The 18,330-nt window shown below is 60.5% G+C and carries 14 protein-coding genes; 8 read left to right on the top strand and 6 right to left on the bottom strand.

What is annotated here, in order from left to right:
- Nucleotides 1-259: 259 nt before the first annotated feature.
- The 3 genes from EDE09_RS19100 to EDE09_RS19090 all read left to right on the top strand — a co-directional run bounded on the left by EDE09_RS19100 (nucleotide 260) and on the right by EDE09_RS19090 (nucleotide 3,800).
- Nucleotides 260-667, top strand: coding sequence for a hypothetical protein (locus EDE09_RS19100; protein WP_112796560.1), 408 nt, complete (start codon nucleotides 260-262; stop codon nucleotides 665-667).
- 81 nt (nucleotides 668-748) lie between these two features.
- On the top strand, nucleotides 749-3,289 hold the full coding sequence (gene secD / locus EDE09_RS19095) for a protein translocase subunit SecD (protein ID WP_112796558.1): 2,541 nt from the start codon (nucleotides 749-751) through the stop codon (nucleotides 3,287-3,289).
- Between the two features lie 73 nt (nucleotides 3,290-3,362).
- Nucleotides 3,363-3,800 (top strand): YqaA family protein, encoded by a 438-nt coding sequence (locus EDE09_RS19090; protein ID WP_112796556.1) that lies wholly within the window; start codon nucleotides 3,363-3,365, stop codon nucleotides 3,798-3,800.
- Between the two features lie 14 nt (nucleotides 3,801-3,814).
- Here EDE09_RS19090 and EDE09_RS19085 read toward each other — a convergent pair whose 3' ends face one another.
- The gene (locus EDE09_RS19085; protein ID WP_245505201.1) at nucleotides 3,815-4,558 is read right to left on the bottom strand and encodes a phospholipid methyltransferase; all 744 of its coding nucleotides are present in this window, start codon (nucleotides 4,556-4,558) and stop codon (nucleotides 3,815-3,817) included.
- 173 nt (nucleotides 4,559-4,731) lie between these two features.
- Between EDE09_RS19085 and EDE09_RS19080 the strand changes: the two genes are divergently transcribed.
- Entirely contained in the window at nucleotides 4,732-6,093 is a 1,362-nt protein-coding gene (locus EDE09_RS19080; RefSeq protein WP_112796554.1) for an APC family permease, read from the top strand.
- Here the strand turns inward: EDE09_RS19080 and EDE09_RS19075 are convergent, their stop codons facing one another.
- Nucleotides 6,094-6,777 carry an HAD family hydrolase gene (locus EDE09_RS19075; RefSeq protein WP_112796552.1) on the bottom strand — a complete coding sequence of 228 codons (684 nt, stop codon included), beginning with the start codon at nucleotides 6,775-6,777 and terminating at the stop codon, nucleotides 6,094-6,096. It abuts the gene before it with no gap.
- Nucleotides 6,778-7,019: 242 nt separating this feature from the next.
- Between EDE09_RS19075 and EDE09_RS19070 the strand changes: the two genes are divergently transcribed.
- Nucleotides 7,020-8,750, top strand: coding sequence for a catalase (locus tag EDE09_RS19070; protein WP_245505200.1), 1,731 nt, complete (start codon nucleotides 7,020-7,022; stop codon nucleotides 8,748-8,750).
- Between the two features lie 204 nt (nucleotides 8,751-8,954).
- Nucleotides 8,955-9,725 (top strand): SDR family oxidoreductase, encoded by a 771-nt coding sequence (locus EDE09_RS19065; RefSeq protein ID WP_112796550.1) that lies wholly within the window; start codon nucleotides 8,955-8,957, stop codon nucleotides 9,723-9,725.
- Between the two features lie 77 nt (nucleotides 9,726-9,802).
- Here the strand turns inward: EDE09_RS19065 and EDE09_RS19060 are convergent, their stop codons facing one another.
- The 3 genes from EDE09_RS19060 to EDE09_RS19050 form a co-directional block, all read right to left on the bottom strand.
- Entirely contained in the window at nucleotides 9,803-12,985 is a 3,183-nt protein-coding gene (locus EDE09_RS19060; RefSeq protein WP_112796548.1) for a multidrug efflux RND transporter permease subunit, read from the bottom strand.
- Between the two features lie 123 nt (nucleotides 12,986-13,108).
- A complete protein-coding gene (locus tag EDE09_RS19055; RefSeq protein ID WP_112796546.1) occupies nucleotides 13,109-14,293 on the bottom strand; it encodes an efflux RND transporter periplasmic adaptor subunit in 1,185 nt (394 codons plus the stop codon).
- Between the two features lie 55 nt (nucleotides 14,294-14,348).
- Entirely contained in the window at nucleotides 14,349-15,146 is a 798-nt protein-coding gene (locus tag EDE09_RS19050; protein ID WP_105373510.1) for an alpha/beta hydrolase, read from the bottom strand.
- Nucleotides 15,147-15,301: 155 nt separating this feature from the next.
- On the opposite strand from EDE09_RS19050, the gene EDE09_RS19045 reads away from it, so the two are divergent.
- Nucleotides 15,302-16,237, top strand: coding sequence for a LysR family transcriptional regulator (locus tag EDE09_RS19045; protein ID WP_105373511.1), 936 nt, complete (start codon nucleotides 15,302-15,304; stop codon nucleotides 16,235-16,237).
- A gap of 115 nt (nucleotides 16,238-16,352) precedes the next feature.
- Nucleotides 16,353-17,540 (top strand): MFS transporter, encoded by a 1,188-nt coding sequence (locus tag EDE09_RS19040; protein ID WP_162712208.1) that lies wholly within the window; start codon nucleotides 16,353-16,355, stop codon nucleotides 17,538-17,540.
- Here the strand turns inward: EDE09_RS19040 and EDE09_RS28725 are convergent.
- Nucleotides 17,537-18,319, bottom strand: a complete 783-nt coding sequence (locus EDE09_RS28725; protein WP_132412425.1) for a BA14K family protein — start codon at nucleotides 18,317-18,319, stop codon at nucleotides 17,537-17,539. The genes EDE09_RS19040 and EDE09_RS28725 overlap by 4 nt on opposite strands.
- Nucleotides 18,320-18,330: the final 11 nt, after the last annotated feature.

The following is an 18,330-nucleotide window of genomic DNA, read 5'->3' as shown; positions in this document are numbered from 1 at the left end:
ACGAAAGTGATTTTGAGCCATAGTGGCAACGACGAGCAACACATGACCGCGGCCATGAACTGATGATCGCAACCCTCGCTGATCCTAGACAGCGCTCCGCATCCACGCGCAAAATGCTTTGACGCCGGTAATCACGCCGCAATCTCCGTCTACGCTCCCGACAGCGAGATTGACCACCTGAAGGCTCTCCTTTAGAAGGCTGCTTTCCGTTCCGAAGCAGGCACTTCGGGATTTTTGTAACGCTCCGGAGCTGAGACGGATGGCGCTTTTTCCGCAGCACAGGCGGATCAGAGGCGAACGCGACGAGCTTGGTCTGGTGTCGCGCTGGCCGGCGATTGCCGTGGCGCTGCTGATTGCAGCGCTTATCGGTCTGCTCTCGGGTGTCGTCAAGGACGTGCAGATCGCGCGTGGCATCCAGTCTGCCGGCAAAAGCACTGACGCGCCGCATCTTTCCAAGCGAGAGCCGTTAAGGGCGCTTGCCGCGACAGATCGCAAGGATGGGACTGCTTCTCATTCAGCCAATGCAGATGGCGCTCTCGCGCTCTACTCCACAGAAATCACCTTCCCACTTTATTCCTCGGCCCAGACGCCGAATGCCACCGCAAGAACCAGAGGCTTTCGGTTCTGGCATGGCTCGCTGCCGCGAGCTCCGCCGCTTGCCGTCTGAGGACGCGCCTTCGGCGTTTCGACAATATGAGCATTCTTGCCCTTCCGCTCAGGAAGCGACGGGCTTAGCAGGATTAGAAACATGAGAAATTCCCCGTGGCTGGTGGCGAGCTATGCTCTCATCATCATCATCGGCATTTTGGTGGCGCTGCCGAACGTCATCCCGCAGTCCACCCTCGACCGTCTTCCGTCATGGCTGCCGCACAACCGCGTCTCCCTCGGCCTCGATCTGCGCGGCGGCTCACACCTCGTGCTGGAAGTGGACCGCGCCGACTTGATCAACGAGCGCGTCCAGAGCCTTCTTCAGGATGCCCGCCGCGTTCTGCGCGACAAGAACATTAACACCTCGGCGATCCGTCGTTCGGGCGAAGCGATCACAGTCGCACTTCGTGACCCGACACAGCGAGACGCGGCCGTCACGGAACTGCAGACGCTCGCGAACCCTGTGGGCCTGGGAACAGCGGTCGGCGGCAGCGATCTTGCGATCACAACGCCATCCGACAACACGATCTCGATCGCCCAGACCGAAGCGGGGATCAACTCCCACATCACCGCGGCGGTTGATCAGAGCCTTGAAATCATCCGCCAGCGTGTGGACCAGGTGGGTGTTGCCGAACCGACCATCCAGCGTGTCGGCTCCGACCGGGTTCTCGTCCAGCTTCCGGGTGAACAGGATCCGTCGCGCCTGCGCCAGCTCCTCGGTTCAACCGCCAAGATGAGCTTCCACCTGCTTGGTCAGCAGGGAGAACCAGGCGTGACGATGCTGTCGGACGACGGCGGCAACCAATATCCGGTTCTCGATCGCGTCGAGCTTTCCGGCGATCGCCTGACGGACGCCCGCGCCGCCTTCGACCAGCAGACCAACGAACCGGTCGTCAATTTCCGGTTCGACTCGGCCGGCGCCAACCGCTTCGCCCAAATCACCCAACAGAATGTCGGCCGTCCCTTCGCGATCGTCCTCGACAACAAGGTGCTGAGCGCACCGGTCATCCGTACGCCGATCACCGGCGGCTCTGGCCAGATCTCGGGCGGCTTCTCGGTCGAGGAAGCCAATACGCTCTCGGCATTGCTGCGCGCCGGCGCCCTGCCCGCCAAGCTGACAGTCATCGAGGAGCGCACCGTGGGCGCCGACCTCGGGTCCGATGCCATCGAGATGGGCATCTTCACCGGCATCATCGGCTTCGGCCTCGTCGTCGGCTTCATGTTCTTCCTCTACGGAGCTTGGGGCATTCTCGCCAACGTTGCTCTCTTCATCAACGTCATCCTGACCTTTGCCGGCCTGACCCTGATCGGCTCCACCCTGACGCTGCCGGGTATTGCCGGTATCGTGCTCGGCATCGGTCTCGCGGTCGATGCGAACGTTCTCATCAACGAGCGCATCAAGGAAGAAACAAGAAAGGGACGCAGTGCCTTTGGGGCGATCGACGCAGGTTTCAAGCGCGCCTACTCGACCATCGTCGACAGTAACGTCACGGCCCTTATCGCTACAGTCCTGCTCTTCTGGTTCGGATCGGGTCCCGTCCGCGGCTTCGCCGTCACCATGGGTCTCGGCATCGCAATCTCCATGTTCACGGCAGTTTCCATCGTCCGCGTCGTGATGGTCTTCATTGCCAGCCGCCAGAAACTCAAGAAGATCGAGATCAAGCCGCTCCTGCCGATCAACTTGATCCCGGATGGAACGCATATCAATTTCATGAAAGGTCGTTTCGTCGGTATCGGCGTGTCGCTGATCTTGTCCGTGGCCTCGATCGTCCTTTTCGTCACACCCGGCCTTAACTACGGCGTCGACTTCCGCGGCGGCATTCAGCTCGAAGTGATCACCCAGAACGAGACCGATCTGGCAGCCTTCCGCTCAGGCCTCGATGAACTCGGCCTCGGCGAAGTCGCCCTGCAGGAGTTTGGCGCCAAGAACCGCGTTCTCGTCCGCGTCGAGCGCCAGCCGGGCGGCGAACAGGCGCAAACCGATGCGGTCGAAAAGCTCAAGGCCGAAGTGGTCAAGATCGATCCGACTTCAAAGGTCGAGCGTACCGAAGTCGTCGGCCCGAAGGTCAGCGGCGAACTCGCGACGGCAGGCATCCTGGCGGTCGTGCTCGCGTCGCTTGCGATGCTCGTTTATATCTGGGCGCGGTTCGAATGGCCCTTCGCGGTCGGCGCTATCGCAACCCTTGTGCTCGACGTCACGAAAACAATCGGCTTCTTTGCGTTGACCGGTCTCGACTTCAACCTGACGGCTATCGCGGCGCTGCTGACACTCGTCGGCTACTCGGTGAACGACAAGGTCGTCGTTTATGACCGGATGCGCGAAAACATGCGGCTTTATAAGAAGATGCCGCTGCGCGAACTGATCGACCTGTCAATCAACGAAACGCTGGCACGAAGCCTCTATACCTCCGTCACGGCCTTCCTCGCGATGCTGCCGATGGCGATCTGGGGTGGCAGCGCGGTGGAAAGCTTTGCCATCCCGATGGTGTTCGGTATCGTGATCGCGGCTTCCTCGTCGGTCTTCATCGCCGCGCCGATCCTGCTCTTCCTCGGGGACTGGCGCACCCGGCGCAAGGCCAACCAGGCCGAGGCCGCCGGCGAAACGGCGATCGAGGACGGCGATCGCGCAAAGCAGGCCTGAGCGTCACATTCAGCAATACCGAAGGGCGGGTGAGAATCCGCCCTTTTGGTTTTTCCCTCTAGAAGTCTCGGTCATGTTCGATTTTGCCGCCTATGCGGGTCTTTTCTCCGCAGCCTTCATCGCCGCCACCATTTTTCCGATGCAGTCGGAGGCGATCCTTGTAGGGCTGATCCTCAGCGACCGGTATTCACTCGCGGGACTGCTTCTCGTGGCGTCGGTCGGCAATACGCTGGGCGCTGCGGTCAACTGGTTCATCGGCCGCGGGGTTGAACAGTTTCGAGACAAGCGCTGGTTCCCCGTCACGCCGGAGAAACTCGAGCGGGCGCAAATCTGGTATCAGAAATACGGAAAATGGTCCCTTCTGCTGAGTTGGCTGCCGATTGGTGGCGACGCCGTCACTGTCGCTGCCGGGGTCATGAAGGAGCCGCTGCCGATCTTCCTGATCCTCGTCTTTATCGGCAAGGCCAGCCGCTACCTGGCGCTCGCAAGCGCGACGCTGAGCGTCATCTAAGCCAACCGCCCGCGTCAGTCGTCCGAGACCCACCTGGCGGGCAGCGCTTCGAACGATGCTTCATTCCCAGGGATTCGGACGCTGCGGACATTATCGAGCGGCTTCCGCCGGGAGATTTTATATACGGCCGCCGGAGGTAGATTGCGCATGGTCCCGCCGACATGGGCAGCCTTGAGGCCCAGGCGATCGAGGATCGGCCGGGGCACCGGGCACCGCGGGCCATAGGTAAATTGATAGAAGGCCGCGCCGGGACGGAGATAGGTAAAAGCACCCAAGAGAATAGCCGTCACCTTTCTAGGCGACATGGATAGGATCGGCAGGCCGCTTACCACTGCACCGACCGGTTGGCCCTCGAAGAGATGCCCATGGTGGAGCCTCCCCGCATCCATCTGAAGCACGCGCGCCTTCGGAAAGCGGCGCTTCAATCCCGGAATAAATTCCGTTCCACACTCGATCAAGGTCAGATCGGATTCGCTCACGCCTCGAGCCAGCAGGGCACGAGTGAAGACACCGGTACCTGGCCCCAGTTCAATGATCGGGCCCTCCATCGGTGCGATTTCCTGCGTCATCAGCTTGGCAAGAGAATCTCCCGATGGCGCAATCGCTGCCACACGTAGCGGATTGCTGATCCAGGAGCGTAGGAAATAGAGAAAATCCGAAACGGCCGCATCCGGGGGCGGCAGTAAGGCTTCATCGGCGGAAAGCTGCCCCGCACCCCTCGCCCGGCACTTGCCGTCGCCATTGCAATTCCAAACCATGGAACTCTCCTGATCACCCTGATGCCGTTGCGACGCAATCCGCAGTGGACTGCACATATCAGATCCGCACGTGGCATTTTCAAGGAAATCCCGGACGCCACATCGCATTGGTGGAACAACGAGACTTTACCCGCATTAAGCGAGACGGACGATAGTTGCTGAGGGAGGGCGAAATGGATCAGCCGGTTACCGAGCCGCACGAGGAAGACACGGAACTGAAACGTGTCATCGGCCCTGGACTTCTCCTGTTGTTCATCGTCGGCGACATCCTGGGGACCGGTATTTATGCCCTTACGGGGCAAGTGGCAGCCAGGGTGGGTGGTGTCGTCTGGCTGCCCTTCCTGGTGGCTTTCGTCGTGGCGCTGTTGACGGCCTGCAGCTACCTGGAACTGGTCACCAAATATCCTCGCGCCGCAGGCGCGGCGCTTTATGCCAACAGGGCCTTCGGCATTCATTTCGTTACATTCCTGGTCGCCTTCGCCGTCATCTCGTCAGGCATCACGTCCGCGGCGACCGCCTCGCGCGCCTTTGCCTCCAATTTTTCCACCTCTCTCGGCCTCGATCTCGGAGCCTGGGGCGTTCCGCTGATTGCCGTCGGCTTCATCGTCCTGGTCAGTCTGATCAATTTCCGGGGTGTCGGCGAAAGCCTAAAGATGAACGTGTTGCTGACGGTCGTTGAGCTGACCGGCCTCCTGATCATCATTGCCATCGGCTTCTGGGCGATTGCCGGCGGCCAGGGCGATGTCTCCCGCGCCTGGACATTTGCGACCCCCGAGGGCAGCGGCATCTTCTGGCCGGTGATTGCGGCAACCACGCTCGCCTTCTTCGCCATGGTGGGCTTCGAGGACTCGGTCAACATGGCGGAGGAGTGCAAGGACCCCAGCCGCATGTTTCCGAAGGTGCTCCTGAGCGGTCTCGTTATTACTGGCCTCATCTACATTCTCGTCGCCATCTCGGCGATTACGCTCGTGCCGGCCGCCGAACTCGGCGAAGGGGAAACCCCGCTCCTCAAGGTCGTTCAGGCGGGCGCCCCCGGTTTTCCGATCAGCATCTTCGCCGTCATCACGATGTTCGCGGTCGCAAACTCCGCCCTGATCAACATGATGATGGCGAGCCGGTTGATCTACGGCATGAGCCGCGAAGGCGTATTGCCGGCCTCGCTGGGCAGGGTACACACAGTTCGTCGGACCCCGCATGCCGCGATCCTCTTTACGTCGCTGCTCGCGATTGCTCTCATATTGTTTGCGGGAGGTGTTCCGGCTCTGGGCGGTACAACAGCGCTGCTGCTGCTTTGCGTCTTCGCAGTAGTCAATGTATCGGTGCTGGTGCTGCGCAAGGACAAAGTCGGGCACAAGCATTTCCGCACGCCGACCTTGCTTCCGGTGCTGGGCGCAATCTCCTGCACCTTCCTCGCCGGTCCCTGGACCGGGCGCGATACGATCCAGTACGTGATCGCCGCCTTCCTGTTGGGCCTCGGCATCATCCTATGGTTTGCCACAGTGCAGATCATGCGCACCAGCCGGCAACCAGCATGACTAGGGTCTCGCCACGATTGAAAGCCGCCCGTCGTCGCCGACATGCGGTGTGACATCCAGATAGCTGGGCAGCCGCGGGTGGCTCGTATCCATCGGGTGGCTATGGGTGGCCGTAATGACCAGGACATCGGCGCCGGCCGCCTCCCCCGCCTGGACACCCGCGAGCACGTCTTCGAATACTAGAACATCCGAGGGTCTGACGCCGAGCCGTTCGGATCCGAGGATATAGCCCTGCGGGTTCGGTTTGCCGACCGTCACGTCTTCGGCGGTCACCATGTAGCGTGGTTGGGCAATTCCGGCAGCTTCGAGCCTGCGCTTGGCAAGCTCGATCGGAGAAGACGTCACGATTGCCCATCGTTCCGGAGGTATGGCGGACAGGAATTCGACCGCACCAGGTATCGGCACGACCCCCTCCACATCCTCGATCTCCCCTTGAAGGATCACATTCGCTTCGTACCTCGGATCGACGCCGGGAAGACTAAGTGCCGTGATGGTGTCGATGCCGCGCTTGCCGTGCATGGTGGGCAGGAATTTTTCCACATCAAGTCCCATAGCAGCCGCCCACCGTCCCCAGACGCGTTCGGCAGCAGCAATCGAGTTCAGGATCGTGCCGTCCATGTCGAATAGGAAAGCAGCATATCGTTTTTCCGGGAGAATGATTTTTGCTTCAGGCAAGGAGGACAAGGAAATTTCCTTTGCGCGGACAGGATAAGGAATCGAGCGACACTCGTCTCCCCTTTCGACTAGCCTGTGCTCGCGAGGGAGGCAAATGACGGATAGACTGATCTGCGCAGACAGTCAGTGCAAATGCGGTAAATTCTCCGTATCGCCAGGAACAACGTCCATTCCCCGGAGTTACCGCCTCGTGGTCGCGCCTCTTGCTTCCGCAAGCGATGCGGCGCGCCTTTCTCCAAGGAGGGATGAAGATGGACGACAAGACCAATCCGCGCGCTCCGGGCGGCATGCCCCAGGGCTCCGATGATCGCACTTTGACGAACCGCCAGGGCCACCCGATCACGAACAACCAGTCGCAGCGCACCGTCGGCAGCCGCGGTCCCGCGACGCTTGAGAACTACCAGTTCCTTGAAAAAATCACACATTTCGATCGGGAGCGTATTCCAGAGCGTGTGGTGCATGCCCGCGGCTTCGTCTGTTATGGCGGATTCGAGGCGACCGGAAAAATCGGCGAGGAGCCTGCCTCGAAATACACTCGCGCAAAACTCTTTCAGACGGCGGGGAAGAAAACGCCGCTTGCAATACGCTTCTCCACAGTGATCGGCGGCCGCGACTCCTCCGAAGTCGCGCGTGACCCGCGCGGCTTTGCGGTGAAGTTCTACACCGAAGACGGCAACTGGGATCTCGTCGGCAACAATCTCGCGGTCTTCTTCATCCGCGACGCCATCAAGTTTCCGGATGTGATCCATTCGCTGAAGCCAGACCCCATCACCTTCCGGCAGGAGCCGAACCGCATCTTCGATTTCATGAGCCAGACACCGGAATCGATGCACATGCTGACGCATCTCTTCAGCCCGCGCGGCATCCCCGCGAGTTATCGGCACATGGAAGGATTTGGGGTCAACACCTACAAGATGGTCAATGCACAGGGCGACACGATGCTCGTGAAATACCACTTCCATCCGCGCTGTGGCCTCGCCAGCTTGACGGCGGCCGAGGCGGCAAAGGTACAAGGACAGGATCTCGGTTCCGCCTCCAAGGACCTCTATGAATCCATCGAGAGGGGCGACTATCCGCAATGGGATATGTACGTCCAGATCATGGAGGATCACGATCATCCCGAACTCGACTGGGATCCGCTGGACGACACCAAGATCTGGCCGGAGAAGGATTTCCCGCTTCGGCACATCGGTGTCATGACGCTGAATCGCAACGTCGAAGACCACTTTAACGAAAACGAACAGATCGCTATGGGCACAGGCGTGCTGGTCGACGGCCTCGATTTCTCCGACGACAAGATGCTGGTCGGCAGGACTTTTTCCTACTCCGACACGCAGCGCTACCGCGTCGGTACAAACTATCTGCAACTGCCAGTCAATCAGCCGAAGAATTCAAAGGTCTCCACCAATCTCAACGGCGGACAAATGTCCTATCGTCGCGACCTTGCCCCGGGACAGAATCCGCATATCAACTTCGAACCGTCGATCCATAACGGGCTGCACGAGGCTACGCAGGAAGCGCCCAACAATCCGCCGGAGATCCATGGCCGCCTGACGCGCAGCGTCATCGAACGCCGCAACGACTATATCCACGCCCGCGGCCGCTATTGCACGATGATGGATTGGGAGCGCGACGATCTCGTCTTCAATATGTGCGACCTGCTTGGCCAGTGCGAACGCGACGTGCAGGAACGGATGGTCTGGCATTTCTTCATGGTTCATGACGATTATGGCAAGCGCGTTGGCGAAAAGCTCGGCATCTCCGCCAATGATGTCAAACATCTCGGCCCGCTGCCGAAGCAGGTTTTGACCGAAGCCGAAAACAAGCGCCTGCAGAACCTCGGTAACAACGGCGACAAGATCGATCCCACAGTCTGGGGCCAGTGGACCAGTTCCGTCAAGAACCACCGCGCTTCCGCGGAGGAAGTGCTGACAGGAAAGCTGCCGGCCCAAGGCATGACGCAAAGTCAGGCTGCGGAATAACGGTCCTTTCTCCGGCCTTCCAGGAGGGCCGTCATTACAAACGCATAGGGACGCGCTTGGCTGCATGCGACGCCCGGCGCTATTCCCATGGCGATACTCATGCCGCCTGGAATCGCGCCAGCCGTTGGCGACGCTTTGGCGACCGTCTTGCCGCTTTCGGCCGATCTGCGATAAAGCTCGCGAAAAAGCGAAGCGGAGGAGCACGTGACTGCAGTTTCTATCCGGCATGCGGATCTCGCCGATCGCGGCGTACTGATTACCGGCGGCGGATCAGGCATTGGGGCCGCTCTCGTCAAGGGTTTTGCGGCCCAGGGCAGCAAAATCGCTTTCCTTGACATCGCCGAGCAAGAGAGTCGAAGATTGGCCGACCGCGTGTCGGAAAAGTCCGCCCACCCGGTTATTTATCTAAAAGCCGACCTGCGTAACGTCGCCGAGACTCGCGCCGCCGTGGACGAAGCCGCCGCTAGGCTGGGTTCGCTGTCCGTACTCGTCAACAATGCCGGTTGGGACGACCGGCATGACTTCGATGCGGTAACGGAAGAATACTGGGACCATAGCCAGGATATCAATCTGAAGCAGATGTTCTTCGTCTCGCAGGCGGCTGTGCCCCATATGCGAAAGACCGACGGCGGCGCGATCGTCAATTTCTCCTCGATTGCCTATCTGCTCAATATGGGAGAGCTGCCGGCCTACACGACCGCCAAGGCCGGCATCATCGGGCTGACGAAGAGCCTGGCCGGAAGACTTGGGCCGGAGAACATCCGCGTGAACGCCATTCTGCCGGGCATGATCGTCACAGAACGGCAGAAAAAACTTTGGCTGACAGAGGAAGGCATCGGCGCGATGATCGAACGCCAGTGCCTGAAGCGGGTGCTGGTGGCCGAAGACCTCGTCGGCCCATGCCTGTTCCTTGCTTCCAACGCCTCCGCCGCCATGACGGCTCAGACGATCGTCATCGACGGAGGCGCTTTGTAGAGCGATTCCAGCAGAACTATCCGATGAATTGCCGCGCGGGCTCCCGGTGGAAGAGCCCGCGCGGCCTGGAGGTCAGCTTACTCCGCTGGAGAGAGAGCGGGCGCCGCCTCCGTGCCGTGCTGCCGCAGAGGGCGGCTGCCGGTAAGCAAACGTGCCAGCATGTAGAAGACCGGCGTCATGAAGATGCCGAAGAAGGTCACGCCGATCATGCCGGAGAAGACCGCGATACCCATGGCGGCGCGCATTTCCGAACCCGCCCCCGTCGAGACGACCAGCGGCACGACGCCCATGATAAAGGCCATGGATGTCATCAGGATTGGCCGCAGGCGCAGCCGGCTCGCCTCCACCGCCGCCTGGAATGGCGTCCGACCCTGGAACTCCAACTCCCGGGCGAACTCCACGATCAGGATCGCGTTCTTCGCCGAAAGCCCCACCAGCACCACCAGCCCGATCTGGGTGAAGATGTTGTTGTCTCCACCGGTGAACCAGACGCCCGTCAATGCGGCGAGCACACCCATGGGCACGATCATGATGATCGCAAGCGGCAAGGTCAGGCTCTCATACTGCGCGGCGAGCACGAGATAGACGAGCAGCAGTGCCAGCGGGAAAACGACGACGCTCGAATTGCCTGCCAGGATCTGCTGATAGGTGAGATCGGTCCATTCGAAATCGATCCCCGAAGGCAGCGTCTCGTCGAGGATCTTTTCGATCGCCGCCTGCGCCTGCCCCGAGGAAAAGCCCGGTGCCGGACCGCCGTTGATGTCGGCGGAAAGGAAGCCGTTGTAGCGCGTGGCGCGTTCCGGCCCCGTCTGCGCATCCACCTTCAGCAGTGCCGAGAGGGGGATCATCTGGCCCGACTGCGAACGGACCTTCAACTGGCCGATGTCCTCAGGCTTGGCGCGGAATTGCGCATCCGCCTGAACCCGGACGCTGTAGGTACGGCCAAAGGCGTTGAAGTCGTTGACATAGAGCGAACCGAGATAGATCTGCAGCGTTTCGAAGACATCGGTCACCGAGACGCCGAGCTGCTCGGCCTTGGCCCGGTCCAGATCCGCGTAGAGCTGCGGCACGTTGATCTGGAAGCTCGAGAAGATGCCGGCCAGTTCCGGCGTCTGGTAGGCCTTTGCAAGCACTGCCTTCGCCGCTTCGTCGAGCGCCTGATTGCCGAGGCCGGCTCGATCCTCGATCTGCAGCTTGAACCCACCCGTCTGGCCGAGACCGTTGACCGGCGGCGGCGGGAACATGGCGATGAACGCATCCTGGATACCGGCATATTTCTGGTTCAACGCCATGGCGATGGCGCCGCCCGAAAGCTCAGGCGACTTGCGCTTTTCGAAGTCGTCGAGGATCGCAAAGACGATGCCCGCATTTGAGCCGATCGTGAAGCCGTTGATCGACAGCCCCGGGAAGGCGATAGCGTGTTCGACGCCCGGCTGCTCCATGGCGATGTCGCTCATTCGCTTGATGACGTCTTCCGTACGGTCGAGCGTCGCCCCGTCCGGAAGCTGGGCAAAGCCGATCAGATATTGCTTGTCCTGAGCCGGCACGAACCCGCCAGGGACGGCATTGAACATGCTGTAAGTCAGGGCGACCAGAGCGAGATAGATGACCATCACGAGGCTCTTGCGCGAAAGCAGCCCGCCGACAGTGCGCCCGTAGCCGTTCGAGGCGGCTCCGAAGGCACGGTTGAAGCCACGGAAGAACCAGCCGAAGATGGCATCCATGAACCGCGTCAACCAGTCCTTCTTGGCGTGGTGGTCCTTGAGCAGTAGGGCTGCCAGCGCCGGCGACAGAGTGAGCGAGTTGATCGCCGAGATGACGGTCGAGATTGCGATCGTCAGCGCGAACTGCCGGTAGAACTGGCCGGACAGGCCCGAGATGAAGGCGAGCGGTACGAAAACGGCGACCAGAACCAGCGCGATCGCAATAATCGGGCCGGATACTTCCTTCATGGCGCGATAAGTCGCGTCCCGCGGACTGAGCCCGCTCTCGATATTGCGCTCGACGTTTTCCACGACGACGATCGCATCGTCGACCACGATGCCGATCGCGAGCACCAGCCCGAACAACGTCAGCGCGTTGATCGAGAAGCCGAAGGCATACATCACCGCGAACGTGCCGATGATCGAGACGGGAACGGCAATCAATGGGATGATGGACGCCCTCCAGGTCTGAAGGAAGAGGATGACCACGAGAACGACAAGCGCGATTGCTTCGAGCAGCGTTTCGATGACCTTCTCGATCGACGCACGCACGAACTTGGTCGTGTCATAGACGATTTCATATTTGACGCCGGAGGGCATAGCCAGCTGGAGTTCGTCCATCGTCGCCCGCACATTGTCGGCGATCTGGATTGCGTTCGAACCGGGCGCCTGCAGGACAGCAACGGCTACGGCGGGCTGTCCATCAAGCAGAGAGCGCAATGTGTAGTCAGCAGCCCCGAGCTCGATACGCGCAACGTCGCGAAGCCGCGTGATCTGGCCTCTCTCGCCGCTCTTGACGATGATGTTGCCGAATTCCTCCGGCGTCTGGAGACGGCCCTGGGCGTTGACGTTGAGCTGCAAATTGACGCCTTGCGGGCTCGGTGACGCACCGATAATGCCTGCTGCGGCCTGGACGTTCTGCGAACGGATCGCATTGCTGATGTCGCTTGCGGCGAGCGAATGTTCAGCCGCCTTCTGCGGATCGATCCAGACGCGCATGGAATAGTCGCCCGCCCCGAAGACCTGCACCTGCCCGACCCCCTCGATCCGTGCGAGCCGGTCCTTGATGTTCAGCGTCGCATAGTTGCGGAGATAGGTGATGTCGTAGTTGCCCCCGGTGGAGACCAGGTTTACGACCATGATGAAGTCGGGTGAGCTCTTTACCGTGGTTATGCCGAGCGCGCGGACTTCGGCAGGCAGGCGAGGTTCGGCTTGCGAAACCCGGTTCTGTACGAGCTGCTGCGCCTTGTCCGGGTCCGTGCCGAGCTTGAAGGTGACGGTAACATTGAGAACGCCGTCGGAGGTCGCCTGGCTCGACATGTAGAGCATGTCTTCGACGCCGTTGATCGACTCTTCAAGAGGCGTGGCAACCGTCTCGGCGATAACCGTCGGGTTCGCGCCGGGATAGGTGGCGCGCACGACCACTGACGGCGGTACCACCTCGGGATATTCTGAAATCGGAAGAGCGCGCATGCCGATAAGGCCGGCGACCACGATAAGGATCGACAGGACGGCTGCGAAAACCGGTCTATCGATAAAAAACCGGGAAATATTCATGTCAAAGCCCTCTCTCCGGGGATGAACAAGAAACGGAAAGCGCCCGTCCCGCAGCCGGAGGGCTGCAGGCGACAAAGGCGTCGGTGATATTTTGAGGCCGACCGGCCGTTGCCGGTCGGCAGATTACTTCGTGGCGACCTTCGCCTCGTCCTTCGGCTCTACGACGGCACCCGGACGGATCCGCTGAAGGCCGTTGACGACGATCCGATCGCCGGGATTGAGGCCCTTTTCGACGATCCGCATTCCTTCAACCGTTGAACCCAGCTCCACCTGCCGGTATCCGACGGTATTGTTTGCATCCACCACAAAGACGAACTTCTTGTCCTGGTCGGTGCCGACTGCCTTTTCGGTGACCAGGAGATGATCTTCCGCTTTCGGCTGCCCCATGCGAACCCGCACGAACTGGCCGGGAAGCAGACGACCGCCCGGATTATCGAAGACGGCGCGCACGCCGATCGTCCCGCTCGAGGCATTCACCTCGTTGTCGATAAGCTGCAGCTTGCCGCGGATAGTTACGTCATCGTCTGCAAGCGTGCTTACTTCGACCGGCACCTGCTCGATAGCGGGAGTGCCATTCGCGGAGGGGAGCTGCGACAGTACTCGCCCCACCAGTTCCTCGCTGGCGTCGAAGCTCGCATAGATCGGGTCGCTGGACACCAAGGTCGTCAGCGGTGCAGCCTCAGAACCTGCCGCCACGAGATTTCCAATGGTAATTTCCAGCTTGCCAACCCGGCCAGCGATCGGCGCACGGATCTCGGTATAGTCGAGATTGAGCTGCGCCACCCTCAGAGCCGCCTTGGCGGACTGCAGATTGGCCAACGCCTCGCTCTGTGCGCTCTGCCGCTGGGCAAGATCACTCTGGGAGATGGTGTTCTTGGCCGCGAGGTTTTTGCCGCGTTCCAGTTCTGTGGCGGCAAGCTGGACCTTCGCTTCGGCTGAAGCAACCTGTCCTTCGGCTTGAGCGACAGACGCCCTGTAGGGCTCCGGATCGATCGTCACCAGAAGGTCTCCCGCCTTGACCAATCCGCCTTCGCGGAAATGGACCGACTGGATAATGCCGCCGACGCGCGGACGGATCTGCACCCGGTCGACAGCTTCCAGCCGGCCGGAAAATTCCTGCCACGTCGTAACACTACGTGGTTCGACCGTGGCGACGGTGACCGGAACAGCGGGCGCCTGCGCGGATGCCGACGCAGGCGCTGCATTCGCACCCTGCGGCAGGTCGAGATAGACCGAAGCTCCTGCGATCAAGGCGGCAGTGCCCAGTCCGGTGCCCCACAGGGCCCAGTTCTTGATCTTCGATGTCATTATACTCTCCTTGCGGCCCAGTAATACGGCCGCCATTGCCTTCAAATATTACAACTTACGCACTTAATTCTCGGACGAATTCCGCAAACTCGGAGCACAAGGGCTCCATCCATTTGCCGTCGCCGTCCCTGTAAATGCCCGTCCAGCCATAGCCGGCCGGGAAAATCTTGCGTCGCACCTGAACTCCGGAAGCAGCAAGCCGATCGGCATAGCCGATTGCCTCATCCCGCAATGGATCATCATCCGATGTCACGATCAGAGCCGGAGCGACATCCAAAAGGCGCGAACAGAGGCAGGGTACCGCATAGGGGTGCTGGAACCCGCATGCCGAGCGGAGATAATGACTCCAGCCGGCCGCCCAACGCTCCCCCATGCCGATTTCATCCGCCTTGCGGAAGGACTTCGTCGCCATCATAGGATCGATCATCGGCGAAAGAAGAACCTGACCGTTTAGCTGACCCGGCATCTGGTCGCGGGCCTTCAGAGCCACACCTGCGGCGACATTGCCCCCCGCTTCATCACCGGCAACCAACAGCAGCGATTTTGCGCCGCCGAACTGCTTGCGGCGGCTGCTCAGGCAATCAAGCGCCCTGAAGGCATATTCCATCGCCTGAGGAAAAACGTTGTGCGAGACGCTGCTGTAGTCAGCCTCCAGCACCACCGCACCTGTTTCCGCCAGAGCCTTTCCGATCGGATGCTCAGGCTCGGCGCGCCTCTCATCCAGAAAGGCTCCTCCGCGAAGATAAAGCACCAGCGGCGGCGTCTTGCCCTTTGCCGTGCCTTCATACAGACGCATGGGCACAGGCGGCTTTGCCGACCTGTCGAACGCTATGTTTTCCCATTGCACCGTCATTGAAAAATCTCGCTCGGCACCCTTAGTGACAGGGGTGCTTGTCGCCAATCTCAAAGCTGATATTATTATTCGACCAAAATCATACTAGATCACGACATTCGACAACACTGTTCCAAATTTCAGGACAATGCTGCGACGCAGCGGAGACAGATCACATGGACCAGCTTTCAGCAATGCGCGTCTTCGTGCGCGTGGTGGAAACGGGCAACTTCACGCGCGCTGCCGCGACCCTCAACATGCCCAAGACCACGGTCACCAATCTCGTTCAGAGCCTTGAGGGGCATCTTCGCACGATGCTACTCAACCGAACGACCCGCAGGGTGATGGTGACCACCGATGGCGCACTCTATTACGAACGGGCAGTGCAAATCCTGTCCGAGCTGGACGAACTCGATGGTAGCATGTCCAATTCCCAGACGCAGCCCTCTGGCCGTGTGCGAGTGGAAATGGCTGGCGCCTTTGCAGACCTGCTCGTTATCCCGTCGCTCTGCGACTTCTATCAGCGATATCCGCAGATCAAGTTGGATATTGGCGTGGGCGATCGGCTTGTAGACTACATTGCAGAAAACGTCGACTGCGCGCTGCGTGCCGGTACGCCGACCGACCAGTCGTTGATCGCCCGTAAAGTCGGGGAGATCAGCATGCAGGCCTATGCAGCGCCTCTTTACATCCGCAATAGAGGGGAGCCTCAACATCCCAGGGATCTTGGAGCCGATCATTTTTCGGTGGGTTATCTGAACGCCAACGCGGGCCGCGTGATGACGCTGGAGTTTACGCGAGGCGAAGAGATCGCTGAAATCACCCCCAACTACATTGTGTCCGTCAACGACGCCCGTTCCTACGTGAACGCCGCGATCTCCGGCATGGGCATCGTTCAGGCGCCGCGCTTCATGGTCCGTGAGGCCGTGGAGAAAGGCGATCTGGTCCAGGTGCTCCCGGACTGGAATTGCGAACCCCTGCCCCTCTACATCGTCTATCCACAGACCCGCCACCTCAGCAACAAGGTACGGGTCGTCGTCGACTGGCTCGCAAAACTCGTGCAAAACCTGAAGGTCGAGGAAAATCGCGAGCAGATCCGCAAGGCCAGCTAAAGATATCGTCGCGAGGGCCGAGAAACCGTACCTTCGGAATTTTGGTGCCTCGACTCATCCGAGAATGATAAGCGCTGCCAGAAGGGTCTTTGTTGGCGATCGGAATACACAGATCATGACACGCTGGGGACATGTCGCAATCGCCGTTATGGGTGGCATCGCAGCCGCCCTTCACGTCGGCAAAGTCCCGCCCGCGATTCCCATGCTCCGCGCAGAACTCGGCATCGATCTCGTCGCCGCAGGCTGGCTTATGGGCTTGGTGAGCGTGCTCGGGGCAGCTTGCGGTATATTCATTGGCCGCTTTACGGACTACCTCACCCACCGCCGGGCTATGGCCCTCGGTCTCGGCCTGCTCATTGCGGGAAGTCTTATGGGAGCCGGCTCGAATTCCGAAATGCTGCTCCTTGCGAGCCGTACCATCGAGAGTGTGGGCCTGATTATGGCCTCGGTCGCGGCACCCGGCCTGATCGCTGCTTCCATCGATGCCCGCGATACCGGTCTTGCATTTGCTCTTTGGGGTATCTGGATTCCGGCAGGCGTGTCGGCAATGATGATGATCTCGCCGTTCCTCCTGTCGGGTTTCGGCTGGCGTGGGTCATGGATCTTTGCCGCCGCCGTCAGCCTGATCCCGATGGTCGCGCTGATGCTTATAAAAGTCCCGAAGCCTGCTCATGCCGATCGATCCTTTACATCGCTTGCGACGGCGGTGCGCCTGACCGCCATACAGCCGATGTCATGGGTCATTGCCGGAATCTTCCTTGCCTACAGCTCCAGCTTTATGGCGGTCTTCGGGTTCCTGCCGACACTGCTCATCGAAGAAATGGGGATCAGCCTTACCGCCGCCTCGATCATGACCGCGCTTGCTGTGTTGGCAAATGCCGTGGGAAATGTATTGGGCGGCCTCCTTGCCCGTTGGGGCGCACCCCGCTGGACGCTCATTGCCGGCCCCTGCATAATGCTGACGCTCACCGCCTTTGTCGTCTTCGGCTACGGCTTTCCACTCTGGCTTCGGTATGGAGCCTCCGTCGCCTACGCGGTCTCCGGTGGCCTCTTGCCCGCAACGATCATGGGTTCCTTGCCTGTCTATGCGCCTCGCCGGGATCTGGTCGGGACGTTCAGCGGCTTCGTGATGCAAGGCTCCAATATCGGCCAGTGCTTCGGTCCGATGCTGCTGGCATCGATCGTCGCGGCCTCCGGCTGGTCCGGGGCGCCCTACTATATCCTTGGCACGACTTCGCTGGGTTTCGTCCTCGCCCTTTGTCTCCGGCAGATGGAACAACGAATCGCTGCGCAGGCGGCTTAGCCGTATGGCGACTGACAGGGGCGGCGTGGACCTCCGTCGAATGGCTGGTAACTGTTATCGTCCGGGCGATAAGAGCGGTAGCGGCCGAAGCACCATTCCTCGTGAATCCCTACCGGAGCAGCATTATCTGCCGCCTCAGGCTCCGCATAATCGGCCCGCATGCCGTAAGCCGGCTGATCATCATAGGGAATTTCCTCTGGCCGAGGAGGCCTCCCATCATCGTAGGACTGATTAGCGGACCTGGCCGCGGCATCCTCCGCGATGGGCGCGGCAGCCTGCGCCGGTGCAGCGCCTGGCGCCCGGCACTGACGCCGCGAACTTCCCCCATAGGGTTGATAACTGTTGTCCTCGACGCGGTAAGAGCGATAGCGGGCATAACACCACTGAGCGTGAGCGGCGTTGATCGATGGGGACGAAGGGGTTGCTCCCCCCACCTCCCGGGCCGCGGGCATTGTCTTGCTCATCTCATCAGACGGTTTTGGGCCGATCGAGGCAGTGAAGGTATTGTCGACCTCATTGCTTGCGCCGCCAACTCCGGAAGCCGGTGCAGCCGTCGGTGTTACAGGCGTAGGCGCCGCGGCAACCGGCGGCAATCGCTCTAAATTCTGCCCGGACGTGTCCACCGGCTTTGGCCTCGTGGTCCAGAGGTCAGGTGTGTTTATGTGAGCGAATTTATGCGGCTCTGGTTCGGCGATTACGTTGGCCGTAATGATCACTCCGCTCAAGAAGACCAGCACGAGCAGCACAAGGCTCGCCAAAAAGAGAAGGATGGGCTTCATGACCGCGCTCC

Source organism: Neorhizobium sp. S3-V5DH (genome assembly GCF_004343065.1).
Classification (GTDB): domain Bacteria; phylum Pseudomonadota; class Alphaproteobacteria; order Rhizobiales; family Rhizobiaceae; genus Neorhizobium; species Neorhizobium huautlense.
Note: the sequence above shows the minus strand (reverse complement) of the source record. Positions and strands in the feature narration are given on the sequence as shown.